This is a genomic window from Bacillus sp. V33-4, from assembly GCF_002860225.1.
GTDB classification, from domain to species: domain Bacteria; phylum Bacillota; class Bacilli; order Bacillales; family Cytobacillaceae; genus Bacillus_BJ; species Bacillus_BJ canaveralius.
Genome location: NZ_PGVC01000062.1, coordinates 13,116 through 38,200, shown reverse-complemented (window position 1 = coordinate 38,200; position 25,085 = coordinate 13,116). Strand labels below are relative to the sequence as shown.

Sequence of the window (25,085 nt, the reverse complement as noted above, 5' to 3'; positions counted from 1 at the left end):
CTATCCCTCCATTTTAGTCTGCCGCTTAATTGGCTTTAAGATAGAATCTTCAAGAGCTTCACTTTTGCTTTTATTTAATGCTCCCTGGAATTTTTTCATAAGGCCGGCAATTCCTTCGGGTGCAAAAATGGTAAATAAAATAAAAGCTACACCAATAATCATCATCCAGTTTTCTGTGTATGAACTAATGATTGTTTCCAAGATTACGATAAATGCCGCTCCAATAACCGGGCCCCATAATGTCCCGGCCCCTCCGATCAGAACCATAATCAATACGGACCCAGACATTGTCCAGTGCACATCTGTCGGCGAAATAAAGCCGTTAAATATTACATATAAACCGCCAGCAAGTCCGCCAAGGGTTCCTGCTATTAAAAAACTTAAATTTTTATAAAACGCTGTGTTATAGCCGATCGATTTCATTCTCTCATCATTTTCTTTAATGCCTATGAAAACATAACCTAACGGTGAATGCAGAAGTTTACTGATCAAGACCATAAGGACTGAAAAAACTACGAGAGTAAAGTAGTAGATTAAAACTTGATTGGATAAGGCGGTATTTCCAAATAAAACGGGTGATGGAATGCCCGATAATCCATTTGAACCCCCTGTTACATCTGTCCACTGATAGACAATGGAGTAGAACATTTGTGAACAGGCAAGTGTAAGCATTAAGAAGTAAAAGCCGTGAGCTTTAGTAGAAACAAAGCCAATCAATAGAGAAAGAAGAAAAGTGACAAGCATGCCGATTGCCAGCATAATAAAAACATTTGAACTGACATTTGCTGCAGCTAGACCTGAAGCATACGCTCCTGCACCGAAGAAAGCAGCATGGCCTAAAGACACAAGTCCGGTCTGTCCGACCAGAATATTTAAGCTTACCGCAAACACTCCAAGAATTAAAATTTCGGTAAATATATTCACATAATACAAAGATAAAAAGAACGGTACGATGGCCATTACAATAAACAACAGGCTGACTTGAATTGATTTTCTCATTTATGCCCTCCTTCCAATCAATCCTTGCGGACGAATGACTAGTACTACTGCCATAAGTGCAAACGTAATGATTAAGCTTAATTCCGGTACAAGGTAGCGGCTAAAGGTTTCAACAAACCCTACTAACAAACTTGCAAAAAAGGTACCAGTTACTGAACCAAGCCCTCCAACTACTAAAACTACAAGGGATATAATCAGAATTTGAAACTCCATTCCCGGATAAACACCTAGAACAGGTGAACCCAGCACCCCTCCTAAACCGGCTAGTAAACTTCCAAAGAAAAATACGGAGGTAAACACAAGATTAATGTTAATTCCTAGTCCTCCCGTCATTTCTTTATCTGTTAAACCAGCCCGTATAACTGCTCCCCACTTTGTCTTTTCCTGGATATACCAAAGTGAAATACCTAAGACACAGCCAATTGCAATTAATGCGAGCCGATAAGCAGGAATGGAATAACCAATGATTTCAACTGAGTGGCTGAGCGCTTCTGGTGGATTTACAGCAAGTATATTCTTACCCCACATAATCGCAAAAATATCGTGTAAAATATAAGCCAGCCCGAAGGTTAATAATACTTGTGAGAGATGTCCCAGCTTGTATGTCGGCCTGAGCAAAACGATTTCAACGATTAATCCGATTACAGCAATGATGATAGGAACTGCCACCAACGCTACCCAGAATGGCAACCCTGCCTTCATGATCAACGAGTATCCAATATAAGAACCAAGAATATACAATGATCCATGAGCCAAATTCAGAACGCCTAGAATGCCAAATACGATGGTAATTCCACTTGTGATAAAAAAAAGGAGAAATCCATAGCTTAAAGCATTCATGATTTGCAGAAATAAAGTACCCATGATTACCCTCCTTTTATTGTTAATGAATGTTTTAAAAGAAAGAGGCAATCTGCATATTGCCTCTCTCCAAAAATTTAAATTAACTTATTGTCCAGGATCCTGGACATTGGGAATTGTATCAATTACCTTGTTTTCCGTAGCGCCATTTACAACACCTGTTTCAACAATATACATATTTTGAATAACATGGTGTGTCTCTTTGTCAAACTTGATTGGTCCTCTTGGGCTGGTAATTTCCACTGAAGCTATTGCTTCAAGAAGCTTTTCAGGATCTGAGACATCTCCATTTAATTTTTCAATTGCCTCAGCCATTATCATTGCTGCATCATAACCCTCAGCAGACTCAATACTTGGCCGTGTATTATATTTTTTTTCGTATGCAGCTACAAACCTTTTATTTTCTTTTGTATCCAAACTGTAATCCCAGAAAATAGAGGACTTAATTCCCTCCGGTGATTTCCCTTGCTGTGGACGAACGTCTTCAGCAACCAGCCAACCAGAACCGATTAATGGAATTTTTCCTTTTAGACCATATTGCTCATATTGCTGAACAAACCTTACAGCGTCACTTCCAGCAAAGAATGCATAAATCCCGTCAATATCGTCACGATTCATTTTTCCCAGATAGGAGGAGAAGTCATTGTTTCCTAGCGGCGGATAAACTTCATCAACAATTTCTCCCCCAGCTTTTTTATAAGATTCCTTAAAGGCTTCGACGACCTCATGGCCAAAAGCATAATCAGCAGCTGTTAAATAAATTCTTTTCCCTACATTTTTATAAGCCCAATCTCCCATGGAATTTCCGATTTGCCATGAACTGAAAGAAGAACGCCAAATGTAGTCGCTTCTCTTGCTTCTTGTTAAGTCGTTTCCACCAGCATGTGAAACAAGGAATGGGAGTTTATTTTTATCAACCTCATCCCGGATCGCATAAGCAACTGCTGTGCTGATTGGCCCAGTTAAGATATCGATTTTATCTTGCTCCATAAGCTTTCTAAGTTTTCGAAGTGATACTTGAGGATCAGCTTCTGAGTCTTCATGGATGATCTCTATCTTAGAGCCGCCAACCTCCCAGTTCCTTTCTTCAAAGTAAAGATTCATACCATTTAAGACATTTTCTCCTAAAGAGGCATATACGCCTGTAGAAGGCAACAACGCACCAATTTTTATCGTTTCATTTTTTTCCTTCTTGCTATCCTTCGAACTGCTTGTAGTGCTAATTGCTCCTGAGCTGCATGCTGAAAGAACAAAAACCAAAACAATCAAAATGAACCAATTTTTTTTAACACTTTTCATAAGGACCTCCCCATTCGTATTGATAGCGCTTTCACCAAAATAAATCCCCTCTTATAGTTTTGAATATTTCAAATATTATTATAATTAATATATTGCTAATACTCAATACTTATTTTTATCTTTCATATATAAAACATAATGCAAACACAAGAAAAAAAGAGGGTTTGTTATAGTTATATAGTTATTATATTTTTGAGGATTGTCGATTAACAAAATTAAAAGAAAAAAATACAACTATGCGTTTCCCTCTTATTACGATGTTACTAACGGTTTTCCGTTTATAAAAAATGATAAATGTTCGTTTGTCGATCTCCTTATATATTTGTAAACCACTTTATGATTACTCTATTTACTTTTTGAAAATTACAATATGTTTTTTGGTCTTTCGTAAATTTTATAAGAAGAAATTAAATAGGCAAAAAATAGCCAGTTAAAAAACTAGCTTCCATATAAACAATTGAACCTTATTTATGTGAGTTTTAACCTGAATCGCTGGACTTTACCCGTTGCAGTCTTAGGCAGTTCTTGAATAAATTCGATTTCTCTAGGATATTTATATGGGGCCAAATTTTGTTTAACATAAAGCTTTAGTTCTTCCTTTACACTTTCGGTCGGTGCAACACCTTCTCTTAATACAATATACGCTTTCGGATATACGAGATTATTTTCATTTTTAGCGCCAACAATTGCAGCCTCCATAACATATTCATGCTGGAATAGCGCCGTTTCGATTTCAATAGGTGATACCCATATACCGCCGACTTTCAACATATCATCAGAACGTCCGCAGTACCAAAAATAACCTTCCTCATCCTGATAATATTTATCTCCGGTATACATCCATTCTCCATGGAATTTCCGCTGATTTTCCTCAATATTACACCAGTAACCAGAGGTGAGACTCTCCCCGTTAATAACTAGATCACCAATTTCATTCGGTGCAACTTCCTGAAGGTTCTCATTGACTATTTTAGCTTTATAACCAGGCACAACCCTTCCTGTGCTTCCAGCTTTGATCTCCCCAATAGTATTGGATAGGAAAATATGTAAAGCTTCAGTTAGACCGATACCATCTAAAATATCAAGATTAAACAGTTCTTTCCACTTGCGGATAAATGTTGCCGGAAGCGCTTCCCCGGCAGAAACACAAATTCTGATGGACGACAAATCAGGAATGACACCTGTTTTCTCAACATAATTAATCATCGCCCCATAAAGCGTTGGGACGCCAAAGAAAATGGTCGGTTTTTGCTGTACAATTGTTTCATATACTTTTTCAGGTGTAGGACGAGCTTTTAATAGAACAGTCGAACCCCCTGCCCCTAACGGGAAATACATACCATTGCCAAGTCCATATGCAAAGAAAAGCTTGGAAGCTGAAAATGTACGGTCATTCTCGTTTATTTTCAACACTTGCTTGGCATAATTATTAAACGCAGTTTCCATACTTCTTTGAAGATGCACTACTCCTTTTGGTTCCCCAGTGCTTCCAGAGCTGTAAAGCCAGAAGGCAGGGTCTTTAAGAGAGGTTCTTTCTGCAGTTAACTTAGTAGAAGCGCCTTTAATAAACGTGCTAAAATCAATAGATTCATCTATATCTGCCGGCTCGTTTTCTCCTACAATTATTACATGTTTTAGAAATAAAAAGCGGTCTCTATGAGCCTTTACTTTCTCCCATAGCTCTTCATGGACGACCAATACTTTCGCTCTGCTATTGTTCAGAAAATATTCATAATCATCCGGCGTCATCATAGTATTGATTGGAACAGGAATGGCCCCTATTTTCATTGCTCCAAAAAATGAAACCACAAATTCCGGGGAGTCATATGTAAGCAATATCATTCGGTTTTCAGGCTCTACGCCGATATTTTTGAGAGCGTTTCCAAATTGATTCATTTTAAAAAGGAGTTCTAGGTAAGTCACTTCAGTATCATCATAATAAATAGCCACTTTGTTCCCTAAGCCCTTTTGAACATGTTCTTCGACGAAACGAAAGGAAGCGTTATACTGTTCCTTTATTCCTTTATATCGATAAACTGACTCAATCATTATTAGCCTCCTATCTAAAAATTGTGGACTTCCGGTTCTTTTGAACCGGAAATCCACTTTATTAATTAGATCCCTTTCCAGTCAGCTCCGCGTTTTTCAATAAAAGCACTTAATCCTTCTTGAGCATCTTGAGAACGGAATAGAAGATTTTGAAGCTCGCCCTCGTAACGAATGGCGACATTTAAAGGCATTTCTTTACCATTCATAATTGATAGTTTGATATTTGAAGCAGCGTATGTAGCACTGCTTGCTACTTTTTGTGCATATTCAAGAGTCTTTGCTCTTGTTTCTTCTTGAGGGAACACACGATCAACTAATTTGATCTCTAACGCTTCTTTCGGTGTTAAAGTTTCACCAGTTAAGTTTAGGTCCAGCGCTTTTGAGTGGCCCACCTGGCGTGCAAGCCGCTGCGTTCCGCCTGTTCCTGCTAATACTCCAAGTGTAATTTCAGGTAGGCCGATTCTTCCAGCCTGGTCACCCATGAAACGTAAGTCGCAAGCTAAAGCCATCTCTAACCCGCCGCCAACTGTATGCCCTTCTAGGCACGCAATCCAAATTTGCGGGGAACGTGCGATTTTATCTAAAGTCTCATTACAGAATAGGCAAAATTGTGTTTTAAAGCGCGGTTCTGCTGCTTTAAGGAAGTTAATGTTTGCACCGGCTGAGAAGAATTTAGGCATATCACTCATTAGAACTACGACTTTAACATCACTGTCAAAACGGATATCATCAATTGCCGCATTTAATTCTTTATAATATTCAAGATCATAAGCGTTTGTTTTATTTACATGGATGTGTACCTCTGCGATTCCGTTTTCCTTTTTAACTGTTAGATTTTTAGTTGCTGCTTGAGTTGTTGTCATGTTAACTCTCCTTCTTTTTTAAGATTTATATAGTGAGTATAGGGAAAACTATTTAAAAAAAATTAGATTCCGAAAAGATTTAAAGGTCTTTCACCAATGTATGAAACAACGCTCTTCGTTTCTGTATATAAATCTAGTGTTTCAATGCATAGCTCTCTTCCGAAACCTGATTGCTTATAGCCACCGAAAGGTGTTCCAGGGAATGCAGAAATTGGGCTGTTCACCATTACAATTCCGGCTCTTAATCCTGCTGCAACACGGTGTGCTTTGCCATGGTCCTTTGTCCAAACAGCAGATCCCAATCCAAAAATCGAATCGTTTGCTTGCTCTAATACTTCTTTTTCATTTTTAAATTTCATAACTACGACAACTGGACCGAATACTTCTTCTTGTGAAATCCTCATATCATTTGTCACATTTCCAATGATTGTTGGCATGTACCAATATCCCTTTTCGTACTCTGGACCTTCAGGACGCTTGCCTCCATAAAGGATTTCTCCGCCTTCTTCAACAGCTATTTTCACATATCCCTCTACCACATTTTCATGGCTTTGAGAGATTAAAGCTCCCATATGGGTTTCTTTATTAAATGGATCCCCAACATTCAATTTCTTTGCTTTATCTATAAACTTTTCTACAAACTCATCGTAAATGTTTTCATGTACGAAAAGCCTGGATCTCGCTTCACAGGATTGTCCTGTATTATAGAAAATTCCGTATATAGATCCTGAAACTGCACCATCTATATCGCAATCATCGAACACAATATTTGCTGATTTCCCTCCCAGTTCGAGTGTTACACGTTTCAACGTTTCAGAGGCTCTTGCCATAATGTCTTTTCCTGTTTCTGTCTCACCTGTAAATGCAACTTTGTCTACACCAGGATGCTCTGTTAAGTATGGGCCGATTTCTGAACCGCTGCCTGTTAAAATATTCAATACGCCTTCTGGAACTCCTGCTTCTTGACAAATATCAGCAAGCATATAGGCTGTAATCGGAGTATAACTAGCAGGCTTCAATATAACTGTACATCCGGCAGCTAAAGCAGGTGCTATTTTCCAAACAGCCATCATTAATGGATAGTTCCAGGGAATTATTTGAGCACATACACCAACTGGCTCTTTAAGGGTATAGTTAAAAAATCCATTAGGCACAGGGTTTGTGCGCCCGGCAAAAGTTGTAATTGCGCCTGCGTAAAATTCAAAATCTTCAATAGCTTGAGTAATCTGGCCTTGTGCAGCCCCAACCGTTTTTCCACTGTTTAATACTTCCGCTTCAACAAGGTCGTTAAATCGTTCCCTCATAATTAAAGCAATTTTATTTAACATTCGCGCACGTTTTGCAGCTGTTTGTTTTGGCCACTTTCCTGATTCAAAGGCTCTCCGGGCTGCTTGAACGGTACGATCAACATCCTCCTTAGTTGCTTTTGCAACTTTTGCCAGTACCTCTCCTGTAGCCGGATTATATGTTTCAAAAAATTGCTCATTGCTGCTATTTGTGTATTCACCGTTAATAAACAATTGGTACGTATCTTTGATTTTTTTTTCACTTATCGTCTTTTCTTGTATCATATTAACTTGCCCTCCTCATAATTTCTCAATAATCGTTGATATTCCCTGGCCAACCCCAATACACATGGAGGCTAACCCGTAGCGGCTGTCGCGTTTTTGCATTTCATGAACAAGAGTTGTTAAAATTCGTGCACCGCTGCATCCGAGAGGATGGCCTAACGCAATTGCCCCTCCATTTACATTGACTTTTTCCAGCGGAAGACCAAGTTCTTTAACACACGCAAGCGACTGAGCAGCAAACGCTTCATTTAATTCAATTAAATCAAGGTCGTTTACTGATAAACCTGCACGAGCAAGAGCTTTTCTTGTCGCTGGGATCGGTCCAACGCCCATATATGCTGGATCAACGCCAGCTACAGCTGATGTAATAATACGTGCAAGAGGTTTTAGACCTAGCTTTTCAGCGAGTTCCCTCTCCATAATTAAAAGGGCACTTGCGCCGTCATTTATGCCAGAAGAATTACCCGCTGTGACCGTTCCACCCTCTTTAAATGCTGGAAAAAGTTTTGCTAACGCTTCCATTGTTGTCGAAGGCCGAAGATGTTCGTCTGTACGAAAGGTGATAGATTGTCCCTTTCTTTGAGGAATATTAATCGAAACAATTTCATTCTCAAAGCGGCGGCTTTCAATGGCAGCCGCAGCTTTGCGCTGACTGTTTAGAGCAAATTCATCCTGCTCTTCTCTGCTAATGTTATACTTCTCAGCTACATTTTCTGCCGTTTCCCCAAGACTAATGGGTGGGTAATGCTCCGCTAATTTTGGGTTAATGAGCCTCCAGCCAATAGTAGTATCAAATAGAGTCTGATTGGCACGTACATTTGCTAAATTAGGCTTCATCATTACGTATGGTGCGCGTGTCATATTTTCGGTTCCGCCAGCAATAAAAACATCTCCTAATCCTGCCTTTATTGCTGAAGCAGCCTGGTTCACAGCTTCGAGTCCAGATCCGCACAACCGATTGACAGTAACACCTGGTACTGTATCCGGAAGACCAGCAAGGAGCAAGCCCATTCTTGCAACATTCCGATTATCTTCCCCTGCCTGATTCGTACACCCAAAGTAAACATCTTCTATTAATGTTGGATCAACCTTTACTCTTGCCGCTAATTCTTTAATAACGTGGCCCGCTAAGTCGTCAGCACGAACACTGGTTAAAGAACCATTTAATTTGCCAATGGGAGTGCGGACGGCATCCATAATCACGGCTTCCTTCATACCGATTACTCCCTTTCTTTACTTTTTTGATAGTGATAGAAGCCTTTTTCTTTCTCACCACCGACCCAGCCTGCATGGATCAGTTTTCGAATAAGTGGAGCAGGACGATATCTCTCTTCTCCAAACTGGCGGTACAAACCTTTCAATACAGAGTAGACATCTTCCAAGCCGATTTTCTCCGCCCATTCTAAAGGCCCTAAAGGATAATTAGTTCCTTTTTTCATTGCTTCATCAATATCCTCAACAGAAGCAGTACCTTCGATCATGGCAAACGCTGCTTCATTAATAATCATTGATAGAATTCGGGGAAATATGAGCCCGACTTCATCGTCCACTATTTCGATTTCCTGGCCAATCGTCAAAAATGCCTCTTTTGCCTTTTTTAAGTAGTGAGGATCAGCTTGCAGGGATGGCGCGACTTCTATTAATTTTCCTTCAGTGAAGCCTGTAAAGGTTCCAAATCCAACAACTCTTTCGGGATAGCTTAACCATGAGGCTGCTTCTGTAGCGGTAACCCCAAGAGTAGTCGTTAATATAAGTGTTGAAGGTGTTACATTTGATTCTATTTCCTGAAGATTCTTCTTCTTTTGTTCTAAGTCCAGATTTTCAGTTTCAAAGACTGCATCAATGTTCGAAATGACAGAAAAGTCGTTAAAAGAGACCTGATCAGATCTATGTGTTTGAATAGAATGAAAGAGTTCCTTAGCAAGCATATTTCCCCCTGCAACAAGAATTCCTTTAGTTGCTATCATAACTAAAGAACCCTCCCTTCGTTTTCCTTCCTAAACTGCCGGATTGGACCATTCTTTCCTGATAATAATGTGGACGAAATCTGCTTTCGCCATGAAAGCTGCTGTATACGGATTTTGTTGTTGCAAAGTTAATATCGATTCCAATTAAGTCCTGAAGCTCAAATGGACCCATTTTAAACTTGCCTGCCTGTTTCATAATCCGATCAATTTGTTCCACTGTGGCCACATGGTCATTCATAATTCTTATTGCTTCATTATAAAAAGGACGAGCGACACGATTCACGATAAATCCTGGTGTATCTTTACATACAACAGGGCTTTTGCTTAATTTTTTTGCAAAATCCACTAAAGCCTCAATCGTTTCTTGCGATGTTTTTAAACCCTGAATCACTTCAACCAAAGGCATTACAGGTGCTGGATTAAAGAAGTGGCAGCCCGCTACCCGTTTTGGATTTTGAATCAGCCCTGATATTTCTGTAATGGAAAGAGAAGATGTGTTCGTTGAGAGAATGGTATCTGGAGAACATATCTCCTCTAACTGTTGAAAGATGGAACGCTTTATATCGATTTTCTCCGGAACAGCTTCGATTACTAATTGGCAGTCCTTAAAATCCTGCAAATTACTAGTGGTATGTAGCCGTCCCTTTGCTTGCTGTATTTCTTCTATACTGGCTTTCTTTTTTTCTGCCAATCGATCTAATCCTGATTCAATCGAAGTTTTTGCACGCTTTACTGTTTCTTCGTCGATATCGAAAAGTATTCCCGTAAATCCGCTCTGTGCAATAAGCTGAGCAATTCCTGCACCCATGGTACCAGAACCGACTATTCCAACCGTCTTAATTTCCTCCATAAGTTGTGTTCACCTTTCAATTTTTCATCCATTCACCTTTGAATCCTGCCAGCGAACATATTCAAAGACACTGCGGCAACCGTTGCAATAATACTGCCTAACTAACTGGGCAGTACCGAATGAAGAAATTTTTTTTACATTCTCTGAGGAGCAAAAAGAACATTGAATGGATTTATTCTCTTCAGACATTGGAAACAACCTCATCCATAGTTAATTCTTTAATTTTGTTCTTAAATTTAGTTGTTAGCCTATTATTTTCTGCAATTATTTTCTCAGAGAGTAATAGATAGTCTGCCTCAACCTTTGTTAACCATTGCTCAGCTTCAAGTGCCGCTTTCTCAAGCTGATGTTCAAATCTTTTCGGAATGGAACCCTTTTCATTCAGAAGCTGCTCACACCAGCTTCTGGAATAAGTAAGATGCTCGTCTTGCTCTTTAAGCAGCTTGCTAAATGGCGGGTTATACGCTGTGTTGTCTGCTTCAATAATCGCCTTCATTACTAGATCTACAGCCAGGTTGATCGTATACTGCCCTGCAATCAAGGAAATCCAATCACTTATATCTACTCCATTTTGAAAAGCTTTCCCTGTTTGATGTTTGATATCAACCTTGCTGCTATTTAAGCCCTTCAATTCAAACGACCATTTATAAATTAGTCTTGCATGGCCAAGTTCTGCCTGCGCCATCGCAATCGATGAAAGCGTTGCTTCCAAATCCGGTCCGCTGATGCCTATCTCTACCAGGCGGTCACCTAAAATAAATTTATTGTCAGCAATTGTTTCGGCTAACTCTATCAATGAAATGTTTTTCTCTTGAGCCATTTAGACCACTCCTTGCTGAGGAAATAACGCTTCCGGAAGCCGTACCGCAATTACCGCCGATTTGGGTACTACATGCATCTCCACCCAATCTTCTTCATCATAAATATATTGGGCATATGTTCTTGCAAGATCATCGCTTCCAGCTTTGAAAGATCCGACATGCACCAAGTCATCTCCTCTTTTAATTCTTGTGAAAAGAAGGTATTCCCTTTTTTGTTCGTCTTTTTTTGTCACGAGCTTACCCCCCAGTGCTTTAATTTTTTCTTGCCTTCTTCGCTTAAGTTATTTACTGTCCAAGGCGGACTCCACACAACTTGTATATCGACCTCAGCTATTTCATCTTCTGCAAGTAATCGATTCTTAATATCACTTTCAATCCATTCCATGCATGCACACCCTGTTGAAGTGTAGGTCATTTTCACCTCAAGCTTGCTATCTTCAACTTTATTAATCTCATAAATTAAACCCATATCCACAACACTTATAGGAAATTCAGGATCGGACACTTCTTTTAAAGCATTCCAGTATTTCGAAGTGTCTAATTCGAGCATTTGTTCATTTAACATTTAACTTACCTCCTCTGCTCTCATTGCCTCAAACTGATGCGCTCCCTGCTGAATCCGATTAACAAACTGTATATTCTGCGGTCCACGCTTTTTAAAACGTTCGATAACACCTTCCCATGTATCCGGCTGGTCTGTTAGCCATTTTTTATTTTCAAGGTCAAATTTACACGGGAACGGAACATCAATCACATACTTTCCAGTTTCTTCATCAAGATGAGCCGGTACTTTAATCCCGATTGATTCACAGAACGGAACAGCTGTTGATAGCCACTTTTGCCGCAATTCATCATTTGTTCTGCCCTTTAATTTGTAGTCAAGCTGTGCTGACCGGCTTTTTAGATTATCTGCGACTCCAAAAAACTCTAATGCCATCAAGAACATCCAATCGACAGCTTCTTGCACCTGCTTGGCAGTTTCCGGATTTTTCATTCCGGCCTTCATAATAATTTCCCCGTTGCGCAAGTGGAACAATTCTTCTTTATCAACCTTCACCAGCGCCCGTTTCCAAGGTCCATATGAAGTGTTTTCATGTGAATCCCCTAACAGCGTGTATCCTGCACGATCGAATAATCCATTAAACACACCAAGCTCAATCCAGTTATTAAGTTTGAAATCAAATGCATAAGGGTTTTTCCAACGGTTGGCGGGACGGTTATATAAAAGCTCGTCGATGTCTTGCCCTAAGTCCTCTAACAAACGGTACGCAATATGGGCGTGACCAATTTCATCCTGCATTACCGCTAAAGCGGTGATTTTATAATTTAGATTAGGTGCCTCATTGTAAACAGTTAGTAGAGGAGGAACACTTAATAGCTCTGTATCACCAACAATTACAAGTGTTTGTATTAACGCTTTTATATACTCCTCATTCATATCCTCTGGTCTTTCCACCATAAATCCTTTATTAACTTTATCCATCAAGATTTCAGCCCGATTCATTCTTCCACCTCTTCATTACGTTTTTTATATTTTCGTCTATATTAAGTAATATAAAATATTCTAAATTATCTGTCAAGAGTATATTATGTTTTTTTGACGAACAATAATAAAAATTATTAAAGAATCGAAAAAATAGGTAGTTATGGGCATAGGAAGGATATTCTCAGCAATATATCCAGTTGATTAGCTAAAAAAAGACGCCTTTGATATAGGCGCCTAGATCATTAATTTATTTTTTCATACACGACTGGATATGTGTCTTCTTTTTTGACTCTATTTTCGCGTGCTAAATACTCCAAGTGAGCCATCGTTTCAGCAATGGCAAAACGCCATTGATGTGGAGACAGATGTTTATGTGCAAATATATCATTTGCGACCTGATAGGCTGTTCGTCCTTGTGCAAGCTTTTCCATTTCGGTCAATCTATGCTCATGATGCTGAATCAATTCATCGATACGCTCATTTACTTTATTGATGATGATCCCATGAGCAGATAATGCTCTCTTTACTTGAAGTGCCTTCACCTTATAAAGAGAGGCAACATAGTCATGTAAAGGCGTTTGACTTGCTCCCGGCCATAAGCTTATATTTGGAGTGATTTTATCAAGAATATGATCGCCAGATATTAAAAGCTTCTCCTCTTCCAGATAAAAACAAATGTGGCCGTTGCTATGCCCCGGTGTATGAATGATTTCCCAAGTTTCCCCTCCGAATTCGACCATTGCACCTTTAATAGGTTTTACCTCTGGCAGCGGAAGTACGTGATTGCCGAGCAGTTCCATATGACTGGATATATCTGTACTCAATTGCGGTGGGACTCCATGATTAAGGTTCATTTCTTCAATACGCTGCGTTTGTAAACTTCCTTCTCCCCATACTCGCTCCATCATTTGCAAATCAATCTCGTGCATATAAACCTCAGCACCTGTGTATTGCTGCATCCAGCCGGCAAGCCCAGAATGATCAGGATGAAAATGCGTCAAATAGATAGTCTGGATTTCTCTTGGAGAAATGCCAAGCTCCTTAAGTACCTCTTGCCACGCAGATCTGGCTTCTTTATAGTTGAACCCAGCATCTATTAAAATATAGTGGTCCTTATGCGGATAAAGGTAACAATAAACATACTTCATCGGAAAAGGGACCGGAATACCGATTCGATAACCACCGAAATCAACTTTTTCTATGTTCATACTTCCAGCTCCTTACTAATATCTATTTACTTTATTGGGATCATCTGATGGGCTTTATTCCCCTGTAAACTGAGGCGGGCGTTTTTCGTTAAAAGCCTCCAAGGCTTCGACTCTATCTTTAGTAGGGATAATCACTTCATAAGCTTTCGATTCAATTGCCAGCCCTGTTTGCAAATCAACATTGCTTCCGTAATTAATTGCATATTTAGCCTGCGCTACGGCCAATGGACCATTTTTCATGATTTCTTCTGCCAGTTCTATGGCACTGCTCATTAACTGTTCCCTATTTACTACCTTGTTGATGACTCCTAGTTCGTAAGCGTCGTTCGCAGTAATTCTTCTTGCAGTGAGTATTAACTCCTTTGCTCTTGAAGTACCAATTAATCGGCTCAACCGCTGGGTTCCACCGGCGCCCGGAATTATAGCCCAGCTTACCTCAGTCAATCCTAATTTAGCCTCTTCGACAGCAAAACGAAAATCACAAACTAATGCAAGCTCAAACCCACCGCCGAGTGCATAGCCATTTATGGCGGCGATTGTCGGCTGTGGCAGCTCTTCGATCCTATTAAACACACTGCGAATTTTATTTACATTCCGCCGTACTTCTCTTTCGTTCAACGTACGTCTTTCTTTAAGATCTGCCCCTGCACTAAACGCTTTTTCACCGGCACCAGTGATAATAACAGCACGGATGTTCTTATCTAACTTTATTTCTTCAACCACTTGATCTAACTGGTTAAGTGTTTCATAATCAAAACAATTTAATTGGTCAGGACGATTAATGGTGATAATCGCCAATAAATCTTTCACTTGCAAATCAACTTTTTTCATAAGTTATCCCTCATCAACACGAATGATTTGAATTTTCAGTCATTTGAAAAGATTATTAACCATTAATTAGCATTCTCTTTACACACAATACAACCCGTGCTCCTGCTACAGTAGATCGAACTACAGCGGAAAAGGGCTGAATGAGCCCATTCCTGTGGTTATTTGGTAAATGCTATATGCCATTTTCTATACATATACCTCTTCAAATGGGTTACTCGCTTTGTGACGTTTCGGAACAAAGTCTGTATCCGGTGCAGGTTCATAGATTGATTCAAAAAACCTTACAGCAGGGATTGAAATCAACTGATGGATATTCCAAAATAATTCTCTGGCCTTAGCACCTGACCATTCTTTCGGCAATAAATCTCTTGGAAACCCCGGGTCTTGAAAGAGGAATTTACGGTATTCATGAACTATTTGAGTTCTTTCAATAAAACATTCTTTATCGGTTAATGAATTGCTAAGGGCCTTTTCACGCAATTCATCAAATTTGGGCAAATATTTTGCAATAAATATGCCATATTCATCAGAAATCCTTTGGAGGTCCCATCCCTTGTCAATTACACTTTGATTATCATGTGACACAACTGAGGAAGAACTAAATAGCATCGTATATTTTTCAATTTGATAAGTTTGTATCATACCGAGTACTTGTTCTTCCAATGGATTTGGACTCACCCATGTACTATTGGAAATCATACCGAACCCTGTCCAGTTTAACTCTTTCCGGATTTCATTTCGCAGTTCACGTTTTTCTTCTGGAAAAGAATACGTTAAAATCCTCCACTGGCCATCCCAGGTTTGGCTTGGTGAAGCATATACCCTTTTTACACCATCTTCCACTCTTCTTCCACCCTGCGGAGTTACAGAGTAGTAGCTTTTATTTCCTATCTTTCTTACTTGAAGTAAATTGTTTTGCACCATCCGCAAGATCGCTCCACGTACAGACGATTCAGAAACCCCAAATTGGCTCATTAGCTGTATTAAACTACCTACCCAGATTTCTCCTCCATAATATTGAATATACTCCCCATACAAAGTAAACATTGATGACCTTGGTTTCACAGTTTTCACCATCCAATATGCGTTTGATATAACATTCATGATTTAAGAGTAACTTTAATTATAGAGGATAGTGAGAAGTTATGCATTAAACCTAGATCTTTTTTCTTTTTCATTTGTATGAGTATTTTCCTTAAGAATCTCTCTCACATCTTCAGGTATCGTAACGGCTTTAATTCCAGCCGGAGTCTGTTTTACCCATCCTCTCAACTCATACCCAAAACCTGTGCGCATTTCCCCTTTAAACACTTGATGATTTAATTTGATCGTTTTCTGATTAATATCCTCCACTATTGTGTGAACGGTAATAATATCGTCATATAATAAAGGTTTTTCAAAAGTACATCTTACATCAAGCATAGGAAGAATAATATTTCGTTCTCTTTCCAGTGTTTGAGGTGATAATTTACAGCTTCGAAAAAATTGATGGCCTGCAATGTCAAACCACTTAAAATAGTTAGGATAATAAACGATTCCAGCTTTATCTGTATCTCCCCAATTTACCAGAACTTCAATTTCGTTTGATCTCATGTTTGTCCCTCAGTTTCTTCCTCACTGGTTTTTTAAAATTTACACTCATCAAAATCATCTTTCCGGTATTTATTGTTTAAAATGGCGATATCGAGATCCGATATCGCCATTTATCATTTTTGATTACTTTCCTGTCCAGTTAGCCTCGCGTTTTTCGATAAAAGCACTTAATCCCTCTTGAGCGTCCTGTGAACGGAATAAGAGATTTTGAAGTTCTCCTTCGTAACGAATTGCAACATTTAGAGGCATTTCCTTGCCATTCATGATTGATAGTTTGATATTTGATGCAGCGTATGTAGCACTGCTTGCAACTTTATGCGCATATTCCAACGTTTTTGCTCTTGTTTCCTCTTGAGGGAATACACGATCAACTAATTTTATCCCTAATGCTTCTTGAGGTGTAAGGGTTTCTCCAGTTAAGTTTAAGTCCAAAGCTTTTGAATGGCCTACTTGACGAGCTAGACGCTGAGTTCCACCCGTACCTGCAAGTACACCGAGTGTAATTTCAGGAAGGCCGATTTTCCCTGCCTGGTCACCCATGAACCGAAGGTCGCACGCTAAAGCCATTTCTAAGCCGCCGCCAACCGTATGTCCTTCAAGACACGCAATCCAGATTTGCGGTGAGCGTGCTATTTTATCTAATGTCTCATTACAGAACAGGCAGAATTGTGTTTTAAAGCGAGGTTCTGCAGCTTTTAGGAAATTAATATTTGCACCAGATGAGAAGAATTTTGGCATATCGCTCATTAATACTGCAACTTTAATGTCACTGTCAAAGCGGATATCATCGATAGCAGCATTTAAGGCTTTGTAATATTCCAAGTCATACGCATTCGTTTTATTTACGTGAATATGAACCTCAGCAACTTCTCCGTTTTTTGTTACTGTAAGCGTTTTAGTATCTAATGCTGTTGTCAAAATAAAAACCTCCCAATAGTTGTTTATTACGAAAATAGTTCTTTCGTTCTTATAACATAATATATATAATATTCTCACTATTATCAAACCTCGAAATTTACCGTTTTTAGAAGGTAAATAATATTAATGCTTGCATTTTCTTTAAATATCTTCATTTTTCTAATTATTTTGTTTTTTTAAAACGATCGTAAGATTTTCGACTGTATAAGTGATAAGTTCACCCTTCAGCGTTGTTCAATGCTTCTATATGTCTCTTTAATAAATGGTTTATTTAAGCAGAGTAAAAATATCAGCTTTTCCCCATGATATTGTGTTATCTTTTAATTACTATCGTAAAAATAATATGTTAACAGTATTGATGCGGTCCTGGTTACTACCCTTTTTTATTTATTCTTAATAAGTGAAAGGAGCATAAAAATTGATTTCATTGAAAGACACTAAATGTGAAGTTTTCCCTATTATTGTTCCTGTTTTATCCTCTTTGAATAGTATTAACTTTTTCTTATTCAGAAAGGATCAAACCCTAATATTGATCGATGCAGGACTCAATAATGAGGAATGTTGGCAGGCTTTAGAGCTTGCTCTAGCGCAAAATGGGTTCACACTAAAAGACATATCGCAAATCATCTTAACTCATCATCATATTGATCATGTCGGCTTAGTAAACCGAATTGTTTCAAAAACTCAAGTTCCAGTGTATGCTCATCGAGCATCTAAGCCCCGTTTAAAAAGGGATAGTGATTTTTTAAATATGAGAGCTGACTTTTTTTCTCAGCTATATAAGGAGATGGGATGCGGTGATGCAGGCCATAAACAATCAGCCTATTTAAGAGCATCAATCAACAAAAATAAGATGCATAAAATTGAAGGCCCAATTTTTGAAATAACAGGAAAACAATGGATGAATTTCGAAATCATTGAGGTTCCGGGACATGCACCAGATCAAATTACATTTTTTGAAAAAGAGAGAAAATGGCTATTTGCAGGAGACCTATTAATAGAGCACATTTCAAGCAATGCCCTGGTGGAACCTGACGAAAATGGCAAAAGACTGATGACATTAAGCCAGCATAGAAAGTCATTAGACAATTGTTTATCTTTAGACATAGATCACGTTTTCCCCGGACACGGCACACTTATCAGGAATCCCCAGCAGTTAATTAAAAAAAGACTGGATGGCATTGAATCGAAAGCAGCTAAGTTTGCTGCCTTAATAGAGTCCGGCATATCGACAGGCAGTAAACTTGCACAAGTCTACTATAAAGAAAAATATTCTCAGCAATTTTCGCTTGTGATGTCAGAGATTATTGGTCATTTAGATTATTTAGAAATGAATGGCCGGATAGTGAAAGAATCAATAAATGGGGTATGGCATTATTCCGTTGGCAAGAAATAGAAAGAACAAAGAGCTGTCAATTTGGTGAGTAACAGCTCTTTTGTTTTATCGTCAGTCGTACTCTTCTCTATATCAAATCAGGAATATCAAGCTATTATTTTCATTTAACTACAAGGTTTTTAAATGGAGCAGCAGGCAGCAGCAGCTCGTCTGTCTTAACTTCATAGAGCCCGTATGGTACTAAACGAAGACCAGGCAGAAAATCACATGTCAAAAATAGCAATGTATAAAGGATGTCATGGAATGGAAATCCACGTTCCTGCAACACTGATAGCAGCCTATTGTGATAATCCACTGCGGCTTCAAAAGATATATCAGTTGTCATCATACCTGTTAGCTGCAGTGGAATTTCCAAGACTGCTTCATTCCCATCAACTATGGCAACACCTCCACCCATGCCATGAACGAGTGACGCTGCTTTTGCCATGGCATCAGGATTTCTTCCAACGACGAGTAGTTCTGTTGTTGTGTTGTAGGTGGACGCCATCCCATCTAAATTTAAGGCAAATTTCTCTAAAATACCTTTGGCGACCCACTCACCGCTTCGATCAATTAATGCTGCCTGTAACAGACCTTGATGTCCTGAAAGATCAGCGAATCCATTTCTTGAAGGTAGTTCCGTATCTTTTCTCTGAGTAATCACATTACTGCGGAAGTATATCACGGGAACAGGATCATTTTGTGAAGAATGCGGATAGCGATAAAGGTCAGGCTGTTCCAAAACAGATTTCGAAAAAGCAAATGGTTCTCTAACAATATATTTATTCCAGTCTATTTCAGGCAGCGAAGCAGATAATTTTCCACTTTCCGCTACTACTTCGCCGCTTGCAATAACAGTATCCGGCCGGAAATTAATAAGATTTGGAAGGATATTTATATCCGCACGTCTTCCAGGAGCAATGCCACCAATATAATCATCAAGCTTAAGATATGTTGCAGCATTAATCGTTACCATCTGTATTGCAGTCATCACAGGAACACCAAGTTCTACAGCTTGTCTAATCAGACCATCTACAAATCCTTCCTTTTCGATAAATGCAGGATGGGGACCGTCGGTTGTCATAATGATCCGGTTTGTGCTCACATTGCCATCAGTAATGAGCTTTACAATCTCCGGCAAATCCGGGCGCAACGAACTATTTCGGAGTGTTGTCCACATTCCTAATCTTAGCCGGTCAAATGCTTCTTTCGCTGTTATCGCTTCATGACACGCACTTACCCCGGATGCCACAACAGCATTTAATTTATCATAGGAACATCCCGCCGTATGACCATCTGAAACTTTCCCTAACTTCTTGACAAAATCCATTGTATCCATTAAAAAAGGATCAGCATGATATAATAATGGCCAACGAGTTACTTCTGCAGTACCCAGAACATCATCAAGCTGAAGAAGTTCCTGGATATCTTTTTGATTATACCAATCTCTTTCTCCAGGGTAATCCGCCTGTGAAACTAACCTCACCAGCCAAAAAAAATTGCCGGGTAATTGCTTTAAATCTGTTAACATGTCCTTGAAGCCCCTGGCTCCCATATGCAGATAAAAGAATAGATTATCATTCACGGTTGTAGTCGTGCCTAGTGGCAAAATTTTACTCGTAACACTTAACGGATTATAAACAACCCATGGATGAGCATGCGCTTCAATAAAACCAGGTGATATAAATTTTCCTTCTGCATCAATAACTTTAGTATCCTCACCAATAGAAGCTTCACTTTCACCAATATAAGCAATTGAGTCCTTATACACAGCCACATTTTGTTTCAAGAATTCTCCAGAATAAACGTTAATTACTGTTCCACCTTTAATAAAAATATCAGCTGGACGCTGCCCTTTTGCTACTTCCACCAATTCAATTCTCTGGGCTTTAATTTCCACTTTCCTTCTCTCCCATCAAGGTCATAAATTTTACAAAACAGGATTTATGTATGGACTTTATGTTTTGATGTGATGCAAACTTTCTAACTCTCAAAAATTTTGAACTTGATTATTCATTAAATGCTATTCATCATTTACGATGTTCCCTTGATAAAAACCTATTACGTTTTATCAAATTTCGTTTGTATAACATAATACTAATTCAGCAGTAATTTATATGTCAATAAAATTCATATAACAAATTTATAGTCACAGCCATATGTATTATTGTTTCAACGTTCTAATTTGTTTCTTTTTCAAGAGCGTCATGTACAATTAACCAATAAAACAGCATAAAATAAAAAAGACCAGACATGTTAGAGCATGTCCGGTCAAACAATAGAAGGTTCCCACAAAGGGGATCGACTAAAAATGGGGAATAATCCACCTGAGTCGTTAACTCAAGGGTGGATTATTTTTTGTACTGCCAAAATCTATATCGTTGAATTGGGATTACTGTCTAGCTCCAGCGCCCAGCCCCTCGAGGTCAAATAACCTTCGGCAATAAAATCAAAGAGCAGACTTTTTTGTCGAAAAACATTTGCTTGTCGGGGCTAAATAGGGCGCTTGCACTTTTCGTTCGTTAATGACAGAATTGCCACGATTAGAATTGCGAAAGCAGCAACCATAATCATTATTGACTCGAAAACTGTTACAGTTTCGAACGGACACCATTATCTTGATATTCCTTTTGTTCATAATGAACTTTTACAATCATCGTCTTCTAAAAAAACTATTCTAGTTAAGCCTTCACCTTTGCATTCGATTCATATAATTCCACGGCTTCGTTAACGTTGTAATTATTATGGACAATCGACTCGATTGCTTGAATCATGGCGGCAGGATGCTCGGATTGCCAGATATTTCGGCCCATATCTACTCCTGCTGCTCCCTGAACCATCGCATTATAAGTAATCTCAAGCGCTTCGCGTATCGTATCGAATTTCGGCCCTCCCGCTATCACGATCGGAACCGGGCACTTGCTTGTAACTTGCCCAAAGTTTTCACAGTAATAGGTTTTTACAATATCCGCACCCATTTCAGCAACCACTCTTGATGCTAATGCAAGGAACCGCGCATCTCTCTTCTCCAGTTCCTTTCCAACGGCCGTAATTCCCAATACCGGGATCCCATAATCATGTGCCTCAGTTACTACATGTGCTAGGTTTGTTACTGTCTGAGTTTCATAGTCTGATCCAACAAAAACGGAAACGCCGACTCCAACCACATTATGGCGAATCGCTTCCTTCACAGATGTAACAATAGTTTCATTAGCCAGGTCTTTACCGACGGTCGTTGGTCCACCCGATACCCTAAGAATCATTGGTTTTTCCGTATTTTCCGGGATCGAAGCCGCAAGCACTCCTCTAGTTAAATACAAGGAATCCGTATAAGCCAATAAATCCTTGACTGTTTCTCCGGGCTTTTCCAAGCCACGAATCGGGCCTAAAAAATAACCATGGTCAATTGCAAGCATAACCGCTCTTCTATTTGGCAAAATTTTATTTAATCGGTTTTGAAATCCCCAGCTCATATCATTTCCACTCCCCTTATTTAATAATTGGATTTTCCACATTGACAGAATCTCTTTCGGTTATATGCGGTGATTTGATGAAGACGGATTTAAAGCTTTGTTGAGATTGATTAATGAGGTAATGAGTGTCACCTGGCCGGCATTGAATCATATCACCAGGCTTAGCAGGAACTTTATCCCCATTAATATAAAAATCGATTTCACCTTCAAGAATGTAAAAGATTTCTTCGCACACAGTATGATAATGGTTTTGAAAGTCCTGTCCCGGCTTCAATACAACAACACCTAGATCAACATTCGGTCCTTTAGATAAGTATTTTGGTCCATTGTCCCCAAAACGGTATGCAAAGTCCTTCTCATTGACTTTCTTCATTCCGCCACCTCCTTTCAAGCTAATCAAGTCCAGGTGCTTTCCACATATGGGTGGTTAATCCACTGTCGGCTATCCGGAGCTGCTCGTTGTAAACCTTTCTCCAATTCTCAAAAATCACTTGATAGAGAGCGTGATTTTCCATGTTTGGCATATGCTTGCGTTCCCACTTAACAGTCGAGTTTACAGCCTGGTGGATATTTTTATAAACACCTGCTCCAATACCAGCAAACAAAGCAGTCCCTAATGCAGCAGCCTCTTTAATAACCGGAATTTTCACAGGAACTCCGAGAACATCAGCAAGCGTCTGGCTCCACAGCTTTCCTTTTGATGCTCCACCGGCAAAAATAACTTCTTCAGGATAAAATCCTGTCACAGTTTGAATGAGTTTTAAGTTTCCCAGAGTGATGATCGCAGCGTTTTCCTGGAGGGATTTGAATATTTCCTTTTTGCCTGTTTTTTTCGGATCCAGTGTGAGATTAATCAAGGATGGTGATGCATGCCGCCAGGATCGGTAGTTCATCGTATCTGAGAAAACCGGCATTATACCGTTCGAGCCGACTGGAACATCCTTTGCTTTTTCTTCTAAAATTTCATAAGGGTCACGCCCGGCAGCCAATCCTTCTTCTTTTTCCTGGTCACAGAACACATCGCGGAACCATCTCATTACAAGGCCTGGAAAAAAAGCAATCATTTCTATTTGCCATAACTCGGGAACCGCATGGCAATTTACCCTTATCCTGCCCTCTGGATCAGTAAGCGGCTGCTTCACGTTGACTTCCTGCTGCCAGAACGAACCCCCTGAAACAACGGTTTGCCCTTCCTCTACTGCACCAACGCCAACCGATGCCATTTGGGCATCACCTCCGCCGGAAACAACTGGTGTTCCTTTTTCCAGCCCAGTTACGCATGCTGCTTCCTCGGTCACATACCCAATAACCACCCCTGCTTCATTGACTGGCGGGAGAAGATTGCTTTTTATTCCGCAAGCTTCGGCGGCTGTTTTCTCCCATACACGTTTCTTCAAGTTAAAAATACCTGTCGTGCATCCATTCGATGGATCCACTTGCAGGACTCCCGATAGCTTGTAGAGAATCCAGTCGTTGATCATCGTCATCACTGTGGCCTTTTCATAAGCGGCAGCCATATGATTTTTCAGCCACAAAAGCCTTGGCAGAGCCCCTAAAGCAAACGTCTGCCCCGATAGCTGATACATTCTTTCTTCTATTCCAGAATCGATTTCCTTCAATGCTTTAACTTCTGCTGAGGCCCTCGAATCGACATTCGCACATGCCCATATTTCCCTGCCTTCCTTGTCGTATAGAACAATCCCTTCCCTCATGCTCGTTGCGCTAATTGCTTTGATTTCCTTTGGCTCGATTCCCGATACACTTAAGACATCCCGGATACAGCCTGCTGCTGAAGTCCAGTTCGTTTCACAATCAAATTCCATTGAGCCAGGGTACTGTTCATCTGTTACATGACTCCATTCCACCTGGGATACTCCGAGCTGGTTTCCCTTTATATCAAAGAGAACCGCCCGAATACTCCCAGTACCGGCATCAATGGCCAGAATGCATTCCATTTTTATGCTTCACCCCCATATTTAATAAAGCAACCGCGGTAGCCTCATCCGTGACAAGAGTGTGGATGTATCCTCCTTTTAAAGCGCCGTAAATAGCTTTCACCTTCTTCTCTCCTCCTGCCACGGCAAAAACATTTTTCCCCTTTAACACCGACAATTCTGTTCCTATTAGACGTTTATGATGCGGGAGCTCGAGAATTTCTCCGTTTCGGTCAAAAAATTGGCCAAGTATATCCCCAACAGCCTTTTGATGCTTAATAAAAGTCAATTCATTCATCGTCATTTTCTCTTCTTGAATGATCGTGGCTTCTGGATAAATTCCTCCAATCCCGATGATGATATATTTAGCAATCATGGCAAGATCGAGAATTTCTTTAATAGAAGGTTCAGTTAAAAAGCTTTCTGCCATCTCATCTGTAGAAGCAAGAAACGGTGCGGGTATTACATGGATATCCTGGAATTTCTCCATGCCACCTTCTTTTTGGCGCCGATTATGCAGATAGTAATTGACTCCACCTGTCAGAGTAACAACGGAAATATTGCTTTCTGGCACAAGCGACAAGTAATCAATCGTTTTCGATACCGCCCTGCCCCAGCCCAGCCCGACCATATCGTTTGGCTGAAGCTTGCTTTGAAGATACTGCGCAGCAGCCTTTGATAAGGAATCGGTCAAGGCATCAGGGTTTTGCTGGGTTGGAATGATGAAAGCGTTTGGCAGCGAAAAGGCTTCTTTGAATTCCTTCTCGATACTTAACCCGTTTTTGCCAAACCCCTTAACCTCGAATTGGACAACACCTTCAGCCCTTGCCCTGTCTAGCAGCCGGACTACCTTCGCACGCGACAAATCCAGCAAGTCCGCTATCTCGTTTTGTGTCATATTTTCCTTATAGTAATACCAGGCAACTTTAATCAGCATATTTTCTATATAAAGGTCATGGCTCATCTGCTGCTACACTCCCTACAAAA

25 protein-coding genes are annotated in these 25,085 nt (G+C 39.7%); 1 reads left to right on the top strand and 24 read right to left on the bottom strand.

Annotated elements, in window-relative coordinates; translation table 11 throughout:
* From CVD23_RS19250 to CVD23_RS19165, 19 genes are all read right to left on the bottom strand, one after another.
* Window positions 1-999 (bottom strand): branched-chain amino acid ABC transporter permease, encoded by a 999-nt coding sequence (locus CVD23_RS19250; protein ID WP_101666893.1) that lies wholly within the window; start codon window positions 997-999, stop codon window positions 1-3.
* Window positions 1,000-1,863: a branched-chain amino acid ABC transporter permease gene (locus CVD23_RS19245; RefSeq protein ID WP_101666892.1), complete on the bottom strand. Its 864-nt coding sequence runs from the start codon at window positions 1,861-1,863 to the stop codon at window positions 1,000-1,002.
* A gap of 84 nt (window positions 1,864-1,947) precedes the next feature.
* Complete coding sequence (locus CVD23_RS19240; protein ID WP_101666891.1) at window positions 1,948-3,159, bottom strand: ABC transporter substrate-binding protein; 1,212 nt, start codon at window positions 3,157-3,159, stop codon at window positions 1,948-1,950.
* Between the two features lie 468 nt (window positions 3,160-3,627).
* The gene (locus CVD23_RS19235; protein ID WP_101666890.1) at window positions 3,628-5,208 is read right to left on the bottom strand and encodes a benzoate-CoA ligase family protein; all 1,581 of its coding nucleotides are present in this window, start codon (window positions 5,206-5,208) and stop codon (window positions 3,628-3,630) included.
* Between the two features lie 65 nt (window positions 5,209-5,273).
* Window positions 5,274-6,071, bottom strand: a complete 798-nt coding sequence (locus tag CVD23_RS19230) for an enoyl-CoA hydratase/isomerase family protein (RefSeq protein ID WP_101666889.1) — start codon at window positions 6,069-6,071, stop codon at window positions 5,274-5,276.
* A gap of 62 nt (window positions 6,072-6,133) precedes the next feature.
* The gene (locus CVD23_RS19225) at window positions 6,134-7,642 is read right to left on the bottom strand and encodes an aldehyde dehydrogenase family protein (RefSeq protein WP_101666888.1); all 1,509 of its coding nucleotides are present in this window, start codon (window positions 7,640-7,642) and stop codon (window positions 6,134-6,136) included.
* 15 nt (window positions 7,643-7,657) lie between these two features.
* Window positions 7,658-8,857: a thiolase family protein gene (locus CVD23_RS19220; RefSeq protein ID WP_101666887.1), complete on the bottom strand. Its 1,200-nt coding sequence runs from the start codon at window positions 8,855-8,857 to the stop codon at window positions 7,658-7,660.
* Window positions 8,858-8,862: 5 nt separating this feature from the next.
* Window positions 8,863-9,609: a 3-hydroxyacyl-CoA dehydrogenase family protein gene (locus tag CVD23_RS19215; RefSeq protein WP_257988609.1), complete on the bottom strand. Its 747-nt coding sequence runs from the start codon at window positions 9,607-9,609 to the stop codon at window positions 8,863-8,865.
* The gene (locus tag CVD23_RS19210) at window positions 9,596-10,459 is read right to left on the bottom strand and encodes a 3-hydroxyacyl-CoA dehydrogenase NAD-binding domain-containing protein (protein ID WP_101666886.1); all 864 of its coding nucleotides are present in this window, start codon (window positions 10,457-10,459) and stop codon (window positions 9,596-9,598) included. Before CVD23_RS19210 ends, CVD23_RS19215 begins: the two co-directional genes overlap by 14 nt.
* Window positions 10,460-10,483: 24 nt before the next feature.
* Window positions 10,484-10,648 (bottom strand): PaaD-like zinc ribbon domain-containing protein, encoded by a 165-nt coding sequence (locus CVD23_RS23005; RefSeq protein WP_441296845.1) that lies wholly within the window; start codon window positions 10,646-10,648, stop codon window positions 10,484-10,486.
* Window positions 10,641-11,279: a Phenylacetic acid catabolic protein gene (locus CVD23_RS19205; protein ID WP_101666885.1), complete on the bottom strand. Its 639-nt coding sequence runs from the start codon at window positions 11,277-11,279 to the stop codon at window positions 10,641-10,643. Before CVD23_RS19205 ends, CVD23_RS23005 begins: the two co-directional genes overlap by 8 nt.
* A complete protein-coding gene (locus tag CVD23_RS19200) occupies window positions 11,280-11,513 on the bottom strand; it encodes a hypothetical protein (protein WP_101666884.1) in 234 nt (77 codons plus the stop codon).
* The gene (locus CVD23_RS19195) at window positions 11,510-11,845 is read right to left on the bottom strand and encodes a metal-sulfur cluster assembly factor (RefSeq protein WP_257988608.1); all 336 of its coding nucleotides are present in this window, start codon (window positions 11,843-11,845) and stop codon (window positions 11,510-11,512) included. Before CVD23_RS19195 ends, CVD23_RS19200 begins: the two co-directional genes overlap by 4 nt.
* On the bottom strand, window positions 11,846-12,784 hold the full coding sequence (locus CVD23_RS19190; protein ID WP_101666883.1) for a Phenylacetic acid catabolic protein: 939 nt from the start codon (window positions 12,782-12,784) through the stop codon (window positions 11,846-11,848).
* Window positions 12,785-13,008: 224 nt separating this feature from the next.
* Complete coding sequence (locus CVD23_RS19185; RefSeq protein WP_101666882.1) at window positions 13,009-13,974, bottom strand: MBL fold metallo-hydrolase; 966 nt, start codon at window positions 13,972-13,974, stop codon at window positions 13,009-13,011.
* 54 nt (window positions 13,975-14,028) lie between these two features.
* On the bottom strand, window positions 14,029-14,805 hold the full coding sequence (locus CVD23_RS19180; protein WP_101666881.1) for an enoyl-CoA hydratase-related protein: 777 nt from the start codon (window positions 14,803-14,805) through the stop codon (window positions 14,029-14,031).
* A 186-nt stretch (window positions 14,806-14,991) separates the two neighbouring features.
* Window positions 14,992-15,870 (bottom strand): PaaX family transcriptional regulator, encoded by an 879-nt coding sequence (locus tag CVD23_RS19175; RefSeq protein ID WP_101666880.1) that lies wholly within the window; start codon window positions 15,868-15,870, stop codon window positions 14,992-14,994.
* 78 nt (window positions 15,871-15,948) lie between these two features.
* The gene (locus CVD23_RS19170) at window positions 15,949-16,398 is read right to left on the bottom strand and encodes an acyl-CoA thioesterase (protein WP_101666879.1); all 450 of its coding nucleotides are present in this window, start codon (window positions 16,396-16,398) and stop codon (window positions 15,949-15,951) included.
* A 123-nt stretch (window positions 16,399-16,521) separates the two neighbouring features.
* On the bottom strand, window positions 16,522-17,316 hold the full coding sequence (locus tag CVD23_RS19165; protein WP_101666878.1) for an enoyl-CoA hydratase/isomerase family protein: 795 nt from the start codon (window positions 17,314-17,316) through the stop codon (window positions 16,522-16,524).
* Window positions 17,317-17,734: 418 nt separating this feature from the next.
* On the opposite strand from CVD23_RS19165, the gene CVD23_RS19160 reads away from it, so the two are divergent.
* On the top strand, window positions 17,735-18,712 hold the full coding sequence (locus CVD23_RS19160; RefSeq protein ID WP_101666877.1) for an MBL fold metallo-hydrolase: 978 nt from the start codon (window positions 17,735-17,737) through the stop codon (window positions 18,710-18,712).
* Between the two features lie 100 nt (window positions 18,713-18,812).
* Here CVD23_RS19160 and CVD23_RS19155 read toward each other — a convergent pair whose 3' ends face one another.
* The 5 genes from CVD23_RS19155 to CVD23_RS19135 all read right to left on the bottom strand — a co-directional run bounded on the left by CVD23_RS19155 (window position 18,813) and on the right by CVD23_RS19135 (window position 25,062).
* A complete protein-coding gene (locus CVD23_RS19155; protein ID WP_101666876.1) occupies window positions 18,813-20,591 on the bottom strand; it encodes an adenine deaminase C-terminal domain-containing protein in 1,779 nt (592 codons plus the stop codon).
* A 781-nt stretch (window positions 20,592-21,372) separates the two neighbouring features.
* Window positions 21,373-22,164 (bottom strand): 3-hydroxy-5-phosphonooxypentane-2,4-dione thiolase, encoded by a 792-nt coding sequence (gene lsrF / locus CVD23_RS19150; protein WP_101666922.1) that lies wholly within the window; start codon window positions 22,162-22,164, stop codon window positions 21,373-21,375.
* A gap of 16 nt (window positions 22,165-22,180) precedes the next feature.
* The gene (locus CVD23_RS19145) at window positions 22,181-22,537 is read right to left on the bottom strand and encodes a cupin domain-containing protein (protein ID WP_101579345.1); all 357 of its coding nucleotides are present in this window, start codon (window positions 22,535-22,537) and stop codon (window positions 22,181-22,183) included.
* Window positions 22,538-22,556: 19 nt separating this feature from the next.
* Entirely contained in the window at window positions 22,557-24,119 is a 1,563-nt protein-coding gene (lsrK, locus tag CVD23_RS19140; RefSeq protein WP_101666875.1) for an autoinducer-2 kinase, read from the bottom strand.
* Window positions 24,097-25,062 carry a sugar-binding transcriptional regulator gene (locus CVD23_RS19135; RefSeq protein ID WP_101666874.1) on the bottom strand — a complete coding sequence of 322 codons (966 nt, stop codon included), beginning with the start codon at window positions 25,060-25,062 and terminating at the stop codon, window positions 24,097-24,099. The genes lsrK and CVD23_RS19135 overlap by 23 nt, the downstream gene beginning before the upstream one ends.
* Between the last annotated feature and the right edge of the window lie 23 nt (window positions 25,063-25,085).